At 72.9% G+C, this 15,594-nt stretch carries 17 protein-coding genes and 1 riboswitch; of the genes, 8 read left to right on the top strand and 9 right to left on the bottom strand.

The window, feature by feature from the left end; genetic code table 11:
* The first annotated feature begins 171 nt into the window (after window positions 1-171).
* Window positions 172-1,656: a phytoene desaturase family protein gene (locus tag ACIP67_RS10275; protein ID WP_401690292.1), complete on the top strand. Its 1,485-nt coding sequence runs from the start codon at window positions 172-174 to the stop codon at window positions 1,654-1,656.
* A 105-nt stretch (window positions 1,657-1,761) separates the two neighbouring features.
* On the opposite strand, the gene ACIP67_RS10270 is transcribed toward ACIP67_RS10275, so the two are convergent.
* From ACIP67_RS10270 to ACIP67_RS10245, 6 genes are all read right to left on the bottom strand, one after another.
* Complete coding sequence (locus ACIP67_RS10270) at window positions 1,762-2,757, bottom strand: hypothetical protein (protein WP_401690289.1); 996 nt, start codon at window positions 2,755-2,757, stop codon at window positions 1,762-1,764.
* A 56-nt stretch (window positions 2,758-2,813) separates the two neighbouring features.
* Entirely contained in the window at window positions 2,814-3,737 is a 924-nt protein-coding gene (gene metF / locus ACIP67_RS10265) for a methylenetetrahydrofolate reductase [NAD(P)H] (RefSeq protein ID WP_401690286.1), read from the bottom strand.
* A 154-nt stretch (window positions 3,738-3,891) separates the two neighbouring features.
* Entirely contained in the window at window positions 3,892-4,539 is a 648-nt protein-coding gene (gene thiE, locus ACIP67_RS10260) for a thiamine phosphate synthase (RefSeq protein ID WP_401690283.1), read from the bottom strand.
* Window positions 4,540-4,628: 89 nt separating this feature from the next.
* On the bottom strand, window positions 4,629-4,994 hold the full coding sequence (locus ACIP67_RS10255; protein WP_385076141.1) for an Rv2175c family DNA-binding protein: 366 nt from the start codon (window positions 4,992-4,994) through the stop codon (window positions 4,629-4,631).
* 304 nt (window positions 4,995-5,298) lie between these two features.
* The gene (locus ACIP67_RS10250) at window positions 5,299-6,474 is read right to left on the bottom strand and encodes an NAD(P)/FAD-dependent oxidoreductase (RefSeq protein WP_401690323.1); all 1,176 of its coding nucleotides are present in this window, start codon (window positions 6,472-6,474) and stop codon (window positions 5,299-5,301) included.
* A 98-nt stretch (window positions 6,475-6,572) separates the two neighbouring features.
* Entirely contained in the window at window positions 6,573-6,977 is a 405-nt protein-coding gene (locus ACIP67_RS10245; protein ID WP_401690279.1) for a hypothetical protein, read from the bottom strand.
* Window positions 6,978-7,029: 52 nt separating this feature from the next.
* Window positions 7,030-7,141, top strand: a riboswitch (TPP riboswitch).
* Between ACIP67_RS10245 and thiO the strand changes: the two genes are divergently transcribed.
* The 5 genes from thiO (at window position 7,139) to ACIP67_RS10220 (ending at window position 12,286) form a co-directional block, all read left to right on the top strand.
* The gene (gene thiO, locus ACIP67_RS10240; RefSeq protein ID WP_401690276.1) at window positions 7,139-8,302 is read left to right on the top strand and encodes a glycine oxidase ThiO; all 1,164 of its coding nucleotides are present in this window, start codon (window positions 7,139-7,141) and stop codon (window positions 8,300-8,302) included. (Overlaps the previous riboswitch by 3 nt.)
* Window positions 8,299-8,499: a sulfur carrier protein ThiS gene (gene thiS / locus ACIP67_RS10235; RefSeq protein ID WP_264931349.1), complete on the top strand. Its 201-nt coding sequence runs from the start codon at window positions 8,299-8,301 to the stop codon at window positions 8,497-8,499. The genes thiO and thiS overlap by 4 nt, the downstream gene beginning before the upstream one ends.
* Window positions 8,500-8,502: 3 nt before the next feature.
* A complete protein-coding gene (locus tag ACIP67_RS10230; protein WP_401690273.1) occupies window positions 8,503-9,297 on the top strand; it encodes a thiazole synthase in 795 nt (264 codons plus the stop codon).
* Window positions 9,298-9,414: 117 nt separating this feature from the next.
* Window positions 9,415-11,349: a Stk1 family PASTA domain-containing Ser/Thr kinase gene (gene pknB, locus ACIP67_RS10225; RefSeq protein WP_401690270.1), complete on the top strand. Its 1,935-nt coding sequence runs from the start codon at window positions 9,415-9,417 to the stop codon at window positions 11,347-11,349.
* A 34-nt stretch (window positions 11,350-11,383) separates the two neighbouring features.
* Entirely contained in the window at window positions 11,384-12,286 is a 903-nt protein-coding gene (locus tag ACIP67_RS10220) for a deoxyribonuclease IV (RefSeq protein WP_401690267.1), read from the top strand.
* Between the two features lie 34 nt (window positions 12,287-12,320).
* Here the strand turns inward: ACIP67_RS10220 and ACIP67_RS10215 are convergent, their stop codons facing one another.
* The gene (locus ACIP67_RS10215; RefSeq protein ID WP_401690264.1) at window positions 12,321-12,953 is read right to left on the bottom strand and encodes a sulfite oxidase-like oxidoreductase; all 633 of its coding nucleotides are present in this window, start codon (window positions 12,951-12,953) and stop codon (window positions 12,321-12,323) included.
* A gap of 175 nt (window positions 12,954-13,128) precedes the next feature.
* Here ACIP67_RS10215 and bfr point away from each other — a divergent pair, with 175 nt between their 5' ends.
* Window positions 13,129-13,608 (top strand): bacterioferritin, encoded by a 480-nt coding sequence (gene bfr, locus ACIP67_RS10210; RefSeq protein WP_385076113.1) that lies wholly within the window; start codon window positions 13,129-13,131, stop codon window positions 13,606-13,608.
* A gap of 1 nt (window position 13,609) precedes the next feature.
* Here bfr and ACIP67_RS10205 read toward each other — a convergent pair whose 3' ends face one another.
* Complete coding sequence (locus ACIP67_RS10205; protein ID WP_401690261.1) at window positions 13,610-13,834, bottom strand: bacterioferritin-associated ferredoxin; 225 nt, start codon at window positions 13,832-13,834, stop codon at window positions 13,610-13,612.
* Between the two features lie 172 nt (window positions 13,835-14,006).
* Window positions 14,007-15,359: a class II 3-deoxy-7-phosphoheptulonate synthase gene (locus tag ACIP67_RS10200; protein ID WP_401690258.1), complete on the bottom strand. Its 1,353-nt coding sequence runs from the start codon at window positions 15,357-15,359 to the stop codon at window positions 14,007-14,009.
* 107 nt (window positions 15,360-15,466) lie between these two features.
* Between ACIP67_RS10200 and ACIP67_RS10195 the strand changes: the two genes are divergently transcribed.
* Window positions 15,467-15,523: a trp operon leader peptide gene (locus ACIP67_RS10195; RefSeq protein WP_078912442.1), complete on the top strand. Its 57-nt coding sequence runs from the start codon at window positions 15,467-15,469 to the stop codon at window positions 15,521-15,523.
* The last annotated feature ends 71 nt before the right edge of the window (window positions 15,524-15,594 follow it).

The raw sequence follows: 15,594 nt of genomic DNA, 5'->3' as shown, positions 1-15,594 counted from the left end.
GGGTTACCCCTCCCGCAAGTTGTTTCGCGTTACAACGCCGTGGTCCCCCCCCCCCCGGGGGGGGGGGGCGGGGGGGGGGGGGGGCGCCCCCGGGCGGGCCCCCCCGCGGTGGGCCGGGGGCCCCCGGGGCCGACGGCGTCACGGCCGGTGGTGGCCGATAAAGTCGCGGGCATGGCACGGATTGCGGTGATCGGCGCCGGGATGGGCGCCCTCGCGGCCGCCGCCCGGCTGGCCGTCGCGGGCCACCGGGTGACGGTGTACGAGCGGACGGAGACGTACGGCGGTGCGGTGCGCCGCTTCGAGCGGGACGGCTTCTCCTTCGACACCGGGCCCGGCCTGCTCCCCCTGCCCGCGGTCTGGCGCGATCTGTTCGTCAAGACCGGCAAGGAGCCGCTGGAGGAGTGCGTCGAGCTGCTCCAGGTCGACCCGAGCGCACGGCACGTGTTCGCCGACGGCAGTGCCGTGTCCCTGCCGAACGCCTCTCGCGCCGGCGTCGTCGCCGCCCTGGAGGAGGCGCTCGGGGCGGGCGCCGGGCAGCGCTGGGGCGACTTCCTGGTCCGGGCCCGTGAGGCCTGGGACCGCACCCGCCGCCCGCTCCTGGAGGAGCCACTGTGGCCGAACTGGCCGGTGCTGGCCGGGCGTGAGCCCTATCCGTCGGTCCCGCACAAGCGCCTGCTGCGCACCCGCCGGGCGGGCACGCTCGCCGAGGTCGGCGCCTGGGAGCTGCGCGACACCCGGCTCGCCGCGCTGCTGGAGAGCCACGCGCTCGCGTACGGCCTCGATCCCCGGACCGCCCCGGCGAGTGCGGCCGTGCTGCCGTACATGGAGCACGCCTTCGGCCTGTGGTACGTGCGCGGGGGGATGCGGGAGCTGGCCCGCGCGGTCCACGAGCGGTGCCTGGCCCGCCGGGTCGCGTTCCGTTTCGGCGCCGAGGTCGTCCGGGTCCTGGAGAAGGACGGCCGGGCGGCGGGCGTGGAACTGGCCGGGGGCACGGTCGTGGAGGCGGACTTCGTGGTCGCGCCCGGCACCCTGCGCGGTGCCGGGACGGGCGTTCCGCCGCGGGGCGACGGCGAACCGGCACCGCAGCGGGGGCGGCCCGGCCGGCTGACCGTGCTGCTCGCGCTGCGCGGCGGGCGCCCGGCAGGGGCCGCGCACCGGACGGTGGTGCACACGGACGACCGCGAGGGCGAGCTGGAGAGCCTGTTCGGCGCGGCACCGGGCGTGCCGTCCCGCCCGACCGTCACCGTCCTGCGGCCCGACGACCCGGCGCTGGTGCCGGACGCCGGCCATGAGGCGGTCGTGCTGCGGTGCGTGGTCCCCGCCGGGGCGGAGGTGTCCGCCGGGGACACGGAGACTGTGGTCGCCGTGGCCGAGCGGGCGGTGCCGGGCCTGCGGGACCGTCTGCTGTGGGCCGAGGTGCGCACGCCCGCCGATGTCGCGCAGGAGACGGGCGCGGAGGGCGGGGGCGTCCCGGCGCCCGCGCTGGCCGCGGCGGAGGGCCGGCTGCTGCACCCGGCGAACCCCACCGCCCTCGCGGGGCTGTTCACCGTGGGCGGCTGGGCACATCCGGGCGGCGGTCTGCCGCACGCGGGCATGTCGGGCGCGCTGGTGTCCGGACTGATCGTGGAGGGACCGGAGTTCCGGGGCTCGCAGTGAGTTCGCGGCGCCGCCCCTGAGCGCGAACGCCCCTTCTGCCGCCGCGATGCCGGAACCGACGCCGATCGTCGCGCCGGCGACGACGGTCAATACCGGCGACGATCGTCAGTACCGGTACTGCTCGTCGAGTCCGGTCCCCTGCCCCTGGTGGCCGTCGCCCTGGTAGGGGTAGGGCTGCTCGGCCGGGAGTTCGCCGCCGAGGGGGTCGTCGGTGCTGCGCTGCTGCGGGACCCAGACGCCGCCGGCCGGCGTCTCCCCGTAGCCGCCGGTGCCGTACTGGTCCTGCCCGTAGCCCTGTTGCCCGTACTGCTGCTGGCCGTAGCCGGCGTCGAACGAGCCCCCGCCGTAGGTCTGGGTGCCGATGTACGGGTCGGAGTAGGCGGCGTACTGCTGCTCGCCGGGGGTGTCGTAGCCGTACTGCTGCTGGCCGTAGGAGGAGTAACCGTCGTAGCCGTAGCCCTGGTCGGCGCCGTGGTCGGTGCTCTGGGCGGTCGCCGCGTACTGGTCCTGGGGCTGGTCGGCGGCCGCGTAGCCGGTGTCGCCGTATATGCCGTAGGGGCTGGTCTCGTCGGGCAGGGGCTGCGGCTCGTAGACGGCGGTGGTCTCGGCGGCCGAGGGGTCGGCGGTGCGCGCCGCGGGCGTGAAGACGTCGTCGCGGTCGTCGTCGTAGGCGGTTCCGTCCGGGCCGTACGACAGGTCGTCGGCGCCGAACGGCGCGGCGGCGTCCGGGCCGAAGGCGTCGGAGCCGGCCGCGGGGTCGCCGTCGCCCGTCTCCAGGTCGGAGACCTCCAGCGTGGGGTCCTGGCGCTCGGCCTTGCCGCGGCGGCGCTTGGTGCCGTCGGCGCCGGGCCGGTTGACGGCCCAGCCCGCCGCGAAGCCGCGGCGGAACGACAGGGTGACGAAGGTCTGGCCGGTCGCGAAGGCGACCGCGCCCAGGGCGATGACGACGACGGACGGGATCAGCACCCCCAGCACGACGCCGACGAAGCCGCCGAACGCCAGCAGCCGCCAGCGCAGTCGGGCCTTGTACTGCAGCAGCACCTCGCCGAGCAGCCACAGCGCGACGACGCCGAACGCGATGTAGAGGACCGTCCAGCCCATGTACGCCCCTCTCCCAGTGACCGCTACGCAGTGTGTCGTACACCGGTGCGACCGGTCTAGGCCCGCGGCGGGTGGTGCAGACCCAGGTTCTCGTAGATTTCCAGCGTCGCCGTGGAGTTGTTGAGCGTGATGAAGTGCAGTCCGGGCACCCCCTCGGCGAGCAGCCGAGCGCAGAACTCCGTGGCGAAGTCGATGCCAATGGAGCGTACAGCGGCCGGATCGTCTTTCGCTGTGAGGATCCGCTCTTTCAGGGCCGCCGGGAAGTGGGCGTTGCTGAGCTTGGGCAGCCGCTCCAGCATCCGCAGGCTCGTCACCGGCAGGATCTCGGGGATGACCGGGGTCTCGCAGCCGGCCGCCACCACCCGGTCACGCAACCGCAGGTACGACTCGGGCTGGAAGAACATCTGTGTGATGGCGTAGTCGGCGCCGGCCCGGCACTTGTCGACGAAGTGCCGGACGTCGGTGTCCCAGTCCGCGGAGCGCGGGTGCATCTCGGGGAAGGCAGCGACCCCGACACAGAAGTCGCCCGCCTCCTTGATGAGCCGGACGAGCTCGGCGGCGTAGGTGAGGCCCTGGGCGTGCGGCACCCACGCGCCCATGGGGTCGCCGGGCGGGTCGCCGCGGACGGCGAGCATGTTGCGGATCCCGGCGTCGGCGTACTGGCCGATGATGTTGCGCAGCTCGGCGATGGAGTGGTCGACGGCCGTGAGGTGCGCGACCGGGGTGAGGGTGGTGTCGGCGACGATCTGCTGCGTCTCCTTGACCGTGGTGGCCCGGGTGGAACCGCCGGCACCGTAGGTCACGGAGACGAAGTCCGGGGCCACCGCCTCGACCCTGCGGAGGGCGTTCCACAGGCTTCGCTCACCCTGCGGGGTCTTCGGCGCGTAGAACTCGAACGAGTACGTCGTCTTGCCGTTGGCCAGGATGTCACGCACAGTGCGCGCGCGATCTGTCCTGGTGGATGCGGTTCCGAGGGCCATACCCGCAGGTTAGCCAGGGGGCGACGGTCACCCAACCGGATCTCGGTCATTTGCCCGATTTGTCGCTATGTTGTCCATCCCTTGGGACAGACCGGCGGCGCCGACCGGCGGCACCGACGGGGATCAGCGCACGCCGGACCGCTCCGGAGGGGGCTCAGGCCTGGGCCAGCCGCTTGGCGAACTCCGTCGCCGCGGCCCCGGGATCGTCCGCCTCCGTGATCGCCCGGACGACGACGACCCGGCGGGCGCCCGCCTCCAGCACCTCGTCGAGGGTGGTGAGGTCGATGCCGCCGATGGCGAACCAGGGGCGGTCGGTCCCGAGGGACGCCGTGTACCGGACCAGGCCGAGGCCCGGGGCGGGGCGGCCGGGCTTGGTGGGCGTGGGCCAGCAGGGGCCGGTGCAGAAGTAGTCCACCCCCGCCTGGACGGCCGCGGCGGCCGCTTCCGCCTCCGTGTGCGTGGAGCGGCCTATGAGGACGTCGTCGCCGAGGAGGGCGCGGGCCGCGGGGACCGGCAGGTCTCCCTGGCCGAGGTGGAGGACGTCGGAGCCGGCGGCATGGGCGACGTCCGCGCGGTCGTTGACCGCCAGCAGCTTGCCGTGCCGGGCGCAGGCGTCGGCGAACACCGCCAGGTGCTCCAGTTCCTCGGCCGCCTCCATGCCCTTGTCGCGCAGCTGCACGATGTCGACACCGCCCGCGAGGACGGCGTCCAGGAACTCCGGGAGGTCGCCCTGGCGCCTACGGGCGTCCGTGCAGAGGTAGAGACGGGCGTCGGCGAGGCCGGCGCGGGCGGTGTCGGGCATGCGTGGGTCCCCCCGGGGCGGTGGTGTACGACCGCGGCGGCGTCGGTCACGGCCGCCGTCGTACACCGGGCGGTTGTCGGATCTGTGGGTCAGACGGCGAGCGCCTGGGCGCGGCGCTTCACCTCCGTGCCGCGATTCTCGCTCAGGGCCTGGGCCGGGGTGCCGGGCAGGCTGGCGTCGGGGGTGAAGAGCCATTCGATCATCTCTTCGTCCGTGAAGCCGTCGTCCCGCAGCAGCGTCAGGGTCCCGGACAGGCCCTTGACCACCTTGTCCCCGTCGATGAAGGCGGCGGGCACGTGCAGCGCGCGGTTCTCACCACGGCGTACGGCGATCAGCTGACCCTCCTTGACCAGCTGCCGGACGCGCGTCACCTCGACGCCGAGCTGTTCGGCGATGTCGGGCACAGTGAGCCAGGCGGGGACGAGAGCATCGATCTTTGCGTCAATCTCGGTCACGGGAACAAGCCTGCCATCTGCCACTGACAGTCGGAAGCCGGGTCCGCCCCGGCACGGCCGGTCGGCGAGCCGTTCGTATCGGAACCGCCCGCCGCTCCCGCGGTCGGACCGCCGCCACGCTCACTCGAACCCGCCGCCGTGCCCGCCGTCGAGGCCGTCACCGTTCCCACGTCGAGGCCGTCACCGTTCCCGCCTCGAACCCGTCACCGTTCCCGCCTCCAGGCCGCCGCCACGCTCGCCATGAAGCCGCCACGCCCGCCCCGAAGCCGCCACGCGTCCGCCCCGCGCGGCGCGCCCGGACGCGTCAGGCGGTGGCCGCCTTCAGCGGGCGCGCCGGGTCCTGGAGCAGCCGCGGGTCCATCGGCGTGCCCGCCTCGATCAGCCGGCGTCCCTGGGCCAGGTCGCGGGGCCGGCCCACCGCCAGGAGGGCGACCAGGCGGTCCTCGCGCAGCCAGCAGACCGTCCAGGCCGGTCCGGACGGGTCGCCGCGCCACAGGGTGGTGTCGGCGCCGGTGTGGTGGCCGGCGTACTGGACGAAACGGCCGAACTGCTCGGACCAGAAGTACGGGACCGGGTCGTAGACCGCCAGGGGCTCGCCGGTGGCCTCGCCGAGGATGTTCGCCGCCACCGTGCGCGGGCCCTGGAGGGCGTTGTCCCAGTGGTGGACGAGGAGCCGCTCGCCGTACCGGGCCGACGGGAAGGAGGCGCAGTCGCCGACCGCGTACACGTCCGGCGCGGAGGTGCGCAGATGGGCGTCGGCCACGACCTCGCCGTCGGCGCCGAGGGCGATGCCGGAGCCGGCCAGCCAGGCCGTGGCGGGGCGGGCGCCGATGCCGACCACGACGGCGCCGGCGGGCAGCCGCGAGCCGTCGTCGAGGACGACGGCGCCGGGCTCGACGCGCTCCACGCGCGCGTGGGTGCGCAGCGCGGTGCCGCTGTCGGCGTACCAGGCGGTCATCGGGGCGGCGACCTCGGCGGGCAGGGCGCCGGCCAGCGGACGCCCGGCGGCCTCGACGACGGTGACGGCACAGCCGGCCTCCCGGGCCGCCGTGACGAACTCCGCGCCGATCCAGCCGGCGCCGACGACCACGACGTCGTGCTGCCGGGCGAGCACGGGCCGGAGGCGTTCGGCGTCGTCCAGGGTGCGCAGCAGGTGGACACCGGGCACGCCCTCGGCGCCGGGGAGCCGGATCGGTTCCGCGCCGGTGGCGAGGACCAGGACGTCGTACGGGACGGGCCCGGCCTCGGTGTCCAGTTCACGGTCGGCGACGCGCACGCCGAGGGCCTCGCTGCCCAGCCGCAGATCGATGCCCAGGCCCTCGAAGTCGACGTCGAGGGCGGAGCCCTCCGCCTTGCCGAGCAGGACGGCCTTGGACAGCGGTGGCCGGTCGTAGGGCTGGTGGGGCTCCGCGCCGATCAGGCTCACCGTGCCGGTGAAGCCCTGTTCGCGCAGCGCGACCGCGGTCTGCACCCCGGCCATGCCCGCGCCGACGACGACCACGCGCCGCGCCGATGACCTGTCTTCGTCCTGCGTCCGCTCGCTCACCTGATCACCATAGACAACTGACGATCTGTCAGTCAGGGGCCGTGCTCCGTGACCTGCTCCACAACGCTCGTGCCGCTGCCCGGCCCGGACTCCCACTCCCACGTCTCCTCGAGCCGGACCCGGCCGTCGGGCAGTTCCACGACCGTCGCCACGCAGTGCCCCGACGAGGTCGCGCCGTCCCGCTTGAGCTGGACGTAGCGGAAGTCGAGCCGGTCTCCCTCCCGCGTACCCACCAGATGCCCGCGTACGACGTCGCCCCCCGCGTACTCGGCCCAGATCTCGCCGTCCTTCTCGTGGTACGTGAACCGGGTGCGGGTCCCCACCTGGCCGGGGGCCTGGTCGGCGACGGGGGCGAGGACGAGACCGTCGAGGGACCGGTGGCGCGGGGCGGGGCCGTCCGCCGGGGAGGCGTGGGGGGAGACGGGCGGGCGGGTCACGGGCGGAGGCTCCCTTACTGAGTCGTCCGGCGTCGGGCTAGGGTGGCCACCGTAGAGCACTCGCGGGAGCCCGGACGCACCGGGCTGAGAGGGAGGCTGGCGGCCTCCGACCGTACGAACCTGATCCGGGTCATGCCGGCGAAGGGAGGGGCTGGACGCCCATGTCCTCACGTACGTCAGACGTCCTCGTGGTCGGGGGCGGCATCATCGGGCTGGTCACGGCGTGGCGGGCCGCGCAGCGAGGGTTCGCCACGGCGGTGGTCGACCCGGAACCGGGCGGTGGGGCCGCGCAGGTGGCGGCCGGGATGCTGGCCGCCGTCACGGAGCTGCACTACGGCGAGCAGACGCTGCTCGGCCTCAACCTCGCCTCGGCCCGCCGCTACCCCGGCTTCGCGGCCGAGCTGAGCGATCTCACCGGTCACGACCTCGGCTACCGCCGCTGCGGCACGCTCGCGGTCGCCCTCGACGCCGACGACCGCGCCCACCTGCGGGACCTGCACGCCCTGCAACGGCGGACGGGGCTGGAGTCGGAGTGGCTCACCGGGCGGGAGTGCCGGCGGCTGGAGCCGATGCTCGCGCCGGGGGTGCGCGGCGGACTGCGGGTGGACGGCGACCACCAGATCGATCCGCGGCGGCTGGCGGGAGCGCTGGTGGCCGCGTGCGAGCGGGCCGGGGTGGTCTTCCACCGGACCTGGGCGGAGCGGCTGTCCGTGGTGGCCGGCCGGGCCGCCGGCGTCCTCACGCGCGCGGGCGACGCGCTGGGCGCGGGACAGGTGGTGCTCGCGGCCGGCAGCCTGAGCGGACGGCTCGCGGGGGTGCCGGACGAGGTGCTGCCGCCGGTGCGGCCCGTGAAGGGGGAGGTGCTGCGGCTGACCGTGCCGCGGGCGTACGCGCCGTTCCTGAGCCGGACGGTGCGGGCCGTGGTGCGCGGCAGCCAGGTGTACCTGGTGCCGCGGGAGAACGGCGAGCTGGTCGTCGGCGCGACCAGTGCGGAACTGGGCTGGGACACGACGGTGACGGCCGGGGGCGTGTACCAGCTGCTGCGGGACGCGCACGAGCTGGTCCCCGGGATCACCGAGCTGCCGCTGACGGAGACGCGCGCGGGACTGCGCCCCGGGTCGCCGGACAACGCGCCGCTGCTCGGGCCGACCGGACTGGACGGCCTGCTGCTGGCCACCGGGCACTACCGCAACGGTGTGCTGCTGACGCCGGTGACCGGCGACGCGATGGCGCACGTCCTGGCCACCGGGGAACTTCCCGAGGAGGCCCGTCCCTTCACCCCCCGGCGCTTCGGCGCCGCCGCACTCTCGGAGCAGCCCGCATGAACATCTCCGTCAACGGTGAGCGGCGCCAGGTGGCGGCCGGCACCGCCCTCGACGCCGTCGTACGGTCCCTGACGGCGGCGCCCTCCGGGGTGGCCGCCGCGCTCAACGAGACCGTCGTCCCGCGCGCGCGGTGGTCCGCCACCGCCCTCTCCGAGGGAGACCGCGTGGAAGTCCTCACGGCCGTACAGGGAGGCTGAACCATGGCCGACGATCCCTTCGTCCTCGGCGGGACGGCGTTCTCGTCCCGTCTGATCATGGGCACGGGCGGGGCACCCAGCCTGGAGGTGCTGGAGCGCGCGCTGGTCGCCTCGGGGACCGAGCTGACGACCGTCGCGATGCGCCGGGTGGACCCCTCGGTGCACGGATCCGTGCTGTCGGTGCTGGAGCGGCTCGGGATCCGGGTGCTGCCGAACACCGCCGGCTGCTTCACGGCCGGGGAGGCGGTGCTGACGGCCCGGCTGGCGCGCGAGGCGCTCGGCACCGACCTGGTCAAGCTGGAGGTCATCGCCGACGAGCGGACGCTGCTGCCGGACCCGGTGGAGCTGCTCGACGCGGCCGAGACGCTGGTCGACGACGGGTTCACGGTGCTGCCGTACACCAACGACGACCCGGTGCTGGCGCGGAAGCTGGAGGACGTGGGCTGTGCGGCGGTCATGCCGCTCGGCTCGCCGATCGGGTCCGGGCTGGGCATCCGCAACCCGCACAACTTCCAGCTGATCGTCGAGCACGCGCGCGTGCCGGTGATCCTGGACGCGGGGGCCGGCACGGCCTCGGACGCGGCACTGGCGATGGAGCTGGGGTGCGCGGGGGTGATGCTGGCGTCGGCGGTGACGCGGGCGCAGGACCCCGAGCGGATGGCCCACGCGATGCGGGCCGGGGTCGAGGCGGGGCGGCTGGCCCGGCTGGCGGGCCGGATCCCCCGGCGCCACTTCGCCGAGGCGTCGTCCCCGGCGGAGGGCCTGGCCGTGCTGGATCCCGAGCGTCCCGCGTTCTGACCACGGCCGCGGCCCCCGGTCTCCCCTCGGTGGGATGCGTCACAGCTCCGCTCCAGTCGTGCTCCGACGGCGGACGGAGAGGGGGGAGTGTCCGTGCGGGCTCGTACACTCGCGTCCGTGGACACGACCCTTCAGGACCCTCTCGTCGGGCAGCTGCTCGACGGGCGTTATCGCGTGGACGCGCGGATCGCGGTCGGCGGGATGGCCACGGTCTACCGGGCCGTGGACACCCGCCTGGACCGCGTTCTCGCGCTCAAGGTGATGCATCCGTCACTCGCCGCCGACGCCTCCTTCGTCGAGCGCTTCATCCGGGAGGCGAAGTCCGTCGCCCGGCTGGCCCACCCGAACGTCGTGCAGGTGTTCGACCAGGGGACCGACGGGTCGTACGTCTACCTCGCCATGGAGTACGTCGCCGGCTGCACCCTGCGGGACGTGCTGCGCGAGCGCGGGGCGTTGCAGCCGCGGGCCGCGCTGGACATCCTGGAGCCGGTGCTCGCCGCGCTCGGCGCCGCGCACCGGGCCGGCTTCGTGCACCGGGACATGAAGCCCGAGAACGTGCTGATCGGGGACGACGGACGGGTCAAGGTCGCCGACTTCGGGCTCGTGCGGTCCGTGGACTCCGTGACCAGCACCACCGGCGCCGTCCTCGGCACCGTCTCCTACCTCGCGCCCGAGCAGATCGAGCAGGGCACCACCGACGCGCGCGCGGACGTGTACGCGTGCGGGGTCGTGCTCCACGAGATGCTCACCGGCGGGAAGCCGCACGAGGGGGACTCCCCCGCGATCATCCTCTACAAGCACCTCCACGAGGACGTGCCCCCGCCCTCGGCCGCCGTGCCGGGTCTGGCGTACGAGCTGGACGAACTGGTCGCCTCGGCCACCGCCCGCACCCCGGCCGCCCGGCCGCACGACGCCGTGGCGCTGCTCGCGCAGGTGCGACAGGCGCGCGGCGCGCTCGGCGAGGAGCAGCTGGACGCGCTGCCGCCGCAGGCCCGCTCCGCCGAGCACGACAACGCCGAGGACCGCACGAGCGTGATCCCGCGCTCGCTGACCGTGCCCCGGCCGCTGCCGGTCGACGAGGACTTGCAGGTGCCCGAGGACGGCGTCCACCGCACCTCCCGGTTCGCGGCGGAGCCTCCCCCGCCGCCGCGTCGCCGCTCCGGACCGCCCCGCCGCGGGCTGGTCGCGCTCCTCACCGCCGTCCTGCTGGTGCTCGGTGTCGGCGCGGGCGTCTGGTACATCAACTCGGGGCAGTTCACCAAGGTCCCGGCGGTGCTGACGCAGACGCAGGCGCGGGCCGAGGAGCGGCTGGAGGCGGCCGGGCTGGAGGTCGGTGGCGTCGAGCACGAGTACAGCGACACGGTCGAGCGGGGCACGGTCATCAGCACCGACCCGGAGCCGGGCTCCCGCATCCGCAAGAACGACGCCGTCTCCCTCGTCGTCTCCGACGGCCCCGAGACCGTGAAGGTGCCCTATCTGAAGGGCACCGGGCTGGCCAAGGCCAAGGCGCAGCTGAAGGAGGACGGCCTGGAGCCGGGCCTGGTCACCCGGGCGTTCAGCGAGGACGTCGCCAAGGGGGCCGTGATCAGCAGCGACCCCGAGGCGGGCACGGAGCGGCGGGCGGGCACGGCGGTCTCCCTCGTCGTCAGCAAGGGCAGCCCGGTCGACGTCCCGGACGTCACCGGCGACGACCTGGCCGACGCCAGGGCCGAGCTGGAGGAGGCCGGGCTGAAGGTGAAGGTCTCCGCCGAGAGGATCAACTCCGAGTACGCCAAGGGCCGGGTCGCCGCCCAGTCGCCGGGTGCGGACCGGCAGCTCGCCGAGGGCGACACCGTGACGCTGACCCTGTCCAAGGGCCCGGAGATGGTCGAGGTCCCGGACGTGGTGGGCGCGAGCGTCGACGACGCGACGAAGCTGCTGGAGGAGTCCGGCTTCGAGGTCGAGGAGGACCGTGGGCTGCTCGGGCTGTTCGGCGACACCGTGAAGAGCCAGTCGGTGGAGGCCGGCGAGATGGCGCCCAAGGGGTCCACGGTCACGATCACCATCCGGTGACCGGGCGGCCCCCGGGACATGACACCCTGAACGGGTGACAAGTCAGCAGTGCCCCGCCGCCGCCCCCGCCTCCCCCTTCCCGTCCCGCAATCCCGTCGGCGGCCATGTCCCGGTGGCCGGCGGACTGCACTCCGTGGGGCTGTCGTACGCCCGTGAGCTCAAGGCGGAGACGGTCCAGGTCTTCGTGGCGAACCCGCGCGGCTGGGCCACCCCGGTCGGCAATCCCCGGCAGGACGAGGCGTTCCGGGAGGCGTGCGCGGCGGAGTCGATCCCGGCGTACGTGCACGCGCCGTATCTGATCAACTTCGGCTCGCACACCGAGGCCACGGTCGAGAAGTCGGTGGAGTCGCTGCGGCACTCGCTGCGCCGCGGCCGGGAGATCGGCGCGCTGGGCGTGGTCGTGCACACCGGGAGCGCGACGGGCGGGCGGGAGCGGTCGGTGGCGCTGCGGCAGGTCCGTGAGCGCCTGCTGCCGCTGCTGGACGAGCTGACCCACGACGACGACCCGTTCCTGCTGCTGGAGTCGACCGCCGGCCAGGGCTCCTCGCTCTGCTCGCGGACCTGGGACTTCGGGCCGTACTTCGAGGCGCTGGACGCCCATCCGAAGCTGGGCGTGTGCCTGGACACCTGCCACGTCTTCGCGGCCGGCCACGACCTGACCGGGCCGTCCGGGATGCACCGGACCCTCGATCTGCTGGTGGACACGGTGGGTGAGGGCCGGCTGAAGCTGATCCATGCCAACGACTCCCAGGACGTCGTCGGCGCCCACAAGGACCGGCACGCGAACATCGGCGCCGGACACATCGGCGAGGACCCGTTCCGGGCTCTGATGACCCACCCGGCGACTGCGGGAGTCCCCCTGGTCATCGAGACCCCGGGCGGGCAGGAGGGGCACGCGGCGGACGTGGAACGGCTGAAGAAGCTGCGGGACGGCTGAGGCGCCGAGCGACCTGCGTGCGGAATCCCGCAGGTCAGAGTTCCGGGCCGTCCCCCGGCTCCTCCTGGTACGAGTAGCGCTGTTCCCGCCAGGGGTCGCCGATGTTGTGGTAGCCGCGCTCCTCCCAGAAGCCACGGCGGTCGGCCGTCATGTACTCGACACCGCGGACCCACTTGGGGCCCTTCCAGGCGTACAGGTGGGGGACGATCAGGCGGAGCGGGAAGCCGTGCTCGGCGGTGAGCAGTTCGCCGTCCTTGTGGGTGGCGAAGAGGGTGCGGTCGGAGGCGAAGTCCGACAGGCGCAGGTTGGAGCTGAAACCGTACTCCGCCCACACCATCACATGGGTGACGTCGTCCGCGGGGGGCGCGATGTCCAGGATCGTCCGGGCGGGGATCCCGCCCCACTCGGCGCCGAGCATGCTGAACTTCGTCACGCAGTGCAGATCGGCCACGACCGTGGTGTACGGCAGGGCCGTGAACTCCTCGTGGGTCCAGCAGTGCTTGTCGCCGTCGGCGGTGACACCGAAGACCCGGAACTCCCAGCGTTCGGGCCGGAATCTGGGTACTGGTCCGTAGTGCGTGACGGGCCAGCCCCGCTGTAGTCGCTGCCCCGGCGGAAGCTCGGACGCTGCTGCCTCTCCTGGTTCTCGCTCCACCGGATGACCCATGAGTCCATCCTGACAGACCGGGAACGATGGGGGTGACCGACCCCGCCTGAAAACGTACAACTCCTACTAAGCATGCACTTACTTACTAAGTACGCACTTACTGGACGATCTTGCGCGCCGGTGACATCATGCGGCGGCAACCTCCCGAAATCCCCACGTGGAAGGAGCCTCTGCGATGCAGGGCGACCCCGAGGTCATCGAGTTCCTCAACGAGCAGCTCACCGGCGAGCTCACCGCGATCAACCAGTACTTCCTCCACGCCAAGATGCAGGAGAACTTCGGCTGGACGAAACTCGCGAAGTACACGCGGCACGAGTCGTTCGACGAGATGAAGCACGCGGAGGTGCTCACCGACCGGATCCTCTTCCTGGAGGGCCTGCCGAACTACCAGCGCCTGTTCCACGTCCGCGTGGGCCAGACCGTCAAGGAGATGTTCGAGGCCGACCGGCAGGTCGAGGTCGAGGCCATCGACCGCCTCCGGCGCGGGATCAAGGTGATGCGCGAGAAGGGCGACATCACGTCCGCGAACATCTTCGAGTCGATCCTCGCGGACGAGGAGCACCACATCGACTACCTCGACACCCAGCTGGACCTGCTGGAGAAGCTCGGCGAGGCGCTGTACATCGCGCAGCTAATCGAGCAGCCGGAGAGCTGAGTCAGGCCGCTTCGTCCAGCTCGGAGAGGACCGGCCTGCCCTGGTCCGCGAGCTCACGGCGCGGGCACGCGCCGCGGCCGAGTATGGCCTGAATCCGACGTACACAGGACCCGCAGTCCGTGCCGGCCTTACAGGCGGAGGCGATCTGCCGGGGCGTACAGGCCCCGTTCTCCGCGTGCTGCTTGACCTGCGCTTCGGTCACACCGAAGCAGCTACAGACGAACACGCGGTCCACCTCCCGCCGGGAACATGAGTGACGCCGAACCGACATGGCTGGAACCCGTTGATCGGTGAGGCTAACCTAACCTTACCCGGGCCACAGGTGCCGTAAAAGTGCTGTGGGGCGCGGATCGTATGTGATCCGCGCCCCAGTGCACGTTCCTGCAACAGGCGAACCGCTACTGGTCCCGGTACATCTCCGCGACGAGGAACGCCAGGTCGAGCGACTGGCTGCGGTTCAGCCGCGGGTCGCACGCCGTCTCGTAGCGCTGGTGCAGGTCGTCGACGAAGATCTCGTCGCCGCCGCCCACGCACTCGGTGACGTCGTCACCGGTCAGCTCGACGTGGATGCCGCCCGGGTGGGTGCCGAGGCCCTTGTGGACCTCGAAGAAGCCCTTGACCTCGTCCAGCACGTCGTCGAAGCGGCGCGTCTTGTGCCCGGAGGCCGCCTCGAAGGTGTTGCCGTGCATCGGGTCGGTCACCCAGGCCACGGTCGCGCCCGACGCCGTGACCTTCTCCACCAGCTCGGGCAGCTTGTCGCGGACCTTGTCGGCGCCCATGCGCACGATGAAGGTCAGCCGGCCCGGCTCGCGGTCCGGGTCGAGGCGCTCGACGTACTGGAGCGCCTCCTCGGCCGTCGTCGAGGGCCCCAGCTTGATGCCGATGGGGTTGCGGATCTTCGAGGCGAACTCGATGTGCGCGTGGTCCAGCTGGCGCGTGCGCTCACCGATCCACACCATGTGCGCGGAGACGTCGTACAGCTGTCCCGTGCGCGAGTCGACGCGGGTGAGCGCCGACTCGTAGTCGAGCAGCAGCGCCTCGTGCGAGGAGTAGAACTCGACCGTCTTGAACTCCTCCGGGTCCGCCCCGCAGGCGTGCATGAAGTTCAGCGCGTTGTCGATCTCGCGGGCGAGCTGCTCGTAGCGCTGGCCGGAGGGGGACGACTTCACGAAGTCCTGGTTCCAGGCGTGGACCTGGCGCAGGTCGGCGTAGCCGCCGGTGGTGAAGGCGCGCACCAGGTTCAGCGTGGACGCCGACGTGTGGTACATCCGCTTCAGCCGCTCGGGGTCCGGAATCCGGGCCGCCTCGGTGAAGTCGAAGCCGTTGACGGAGTCGCCCCGGTAGGTCGGCAGCGTCACGCCGTCGCGGGTCTCGGTCGGCTTGGACCGCGGCTTGGAGTACTGGCCGGCGATCCGGCCGACCTTCACCACCGGCACGGACGCGGCGTACGTGAGCACGGCGCCCATCTGGAGCAGCGTCTTGAGCTTGTTGCGGATGTGGTCGGCGGACACCGCGTCGAAGGCCTCGGCGCAGTCGCCGCCCTGGAGGAGGAACGCCTCGCCCTTGGCGACGGCCGCCATCCGGGCGCGCAGCTGGTCGCACTCGCCCGCGAAGACGAGCGGCGGATACGACTCGAGGTCCGCGATCACTGCGCGCAGAGCCTCGGCGTCGGGGTACTCGGGCTGCTGCGCCGCGGGCAGGTTTCGCCAGGTGTTGCCAGCGCTCGCGCTGGTCTTAGCGTTCACGGTCACGTCCTCAACATTACGGGGTCGTGTCCAGTCGTTTTAGCCCGGCTCGACAGGTGAGACGGGCTTCCGCTCACCTGTCGACGCGGGGCGTGTGGGGTAGGGTGCGTCGCATGTTCGCGCTTTCGACCCAGAACTGGTGGTGGACCGCTCATCCGGCGGCCCACTGACTGCGCGTACGCACGACTTCGCGAAGGCCGCCCGAGGGGCGGCCTTCGGTGCTTTCCGGGCACGGGCCGTC

Origin of the sequence: Streptomyces sp. NPDC088812 (assembly GCF_044750285.1) — a bacterium.
Taxonomy (GTDB): Bacteria; Actinomycetota; Actinomycetes; order Streptomycetales; family Streptomycetaceae; genus Streptomyces.
Note: the sequence above shows the minus strand (reverse complement) of the source record. Positions and strands in the feature narration are given on the sequence as shown.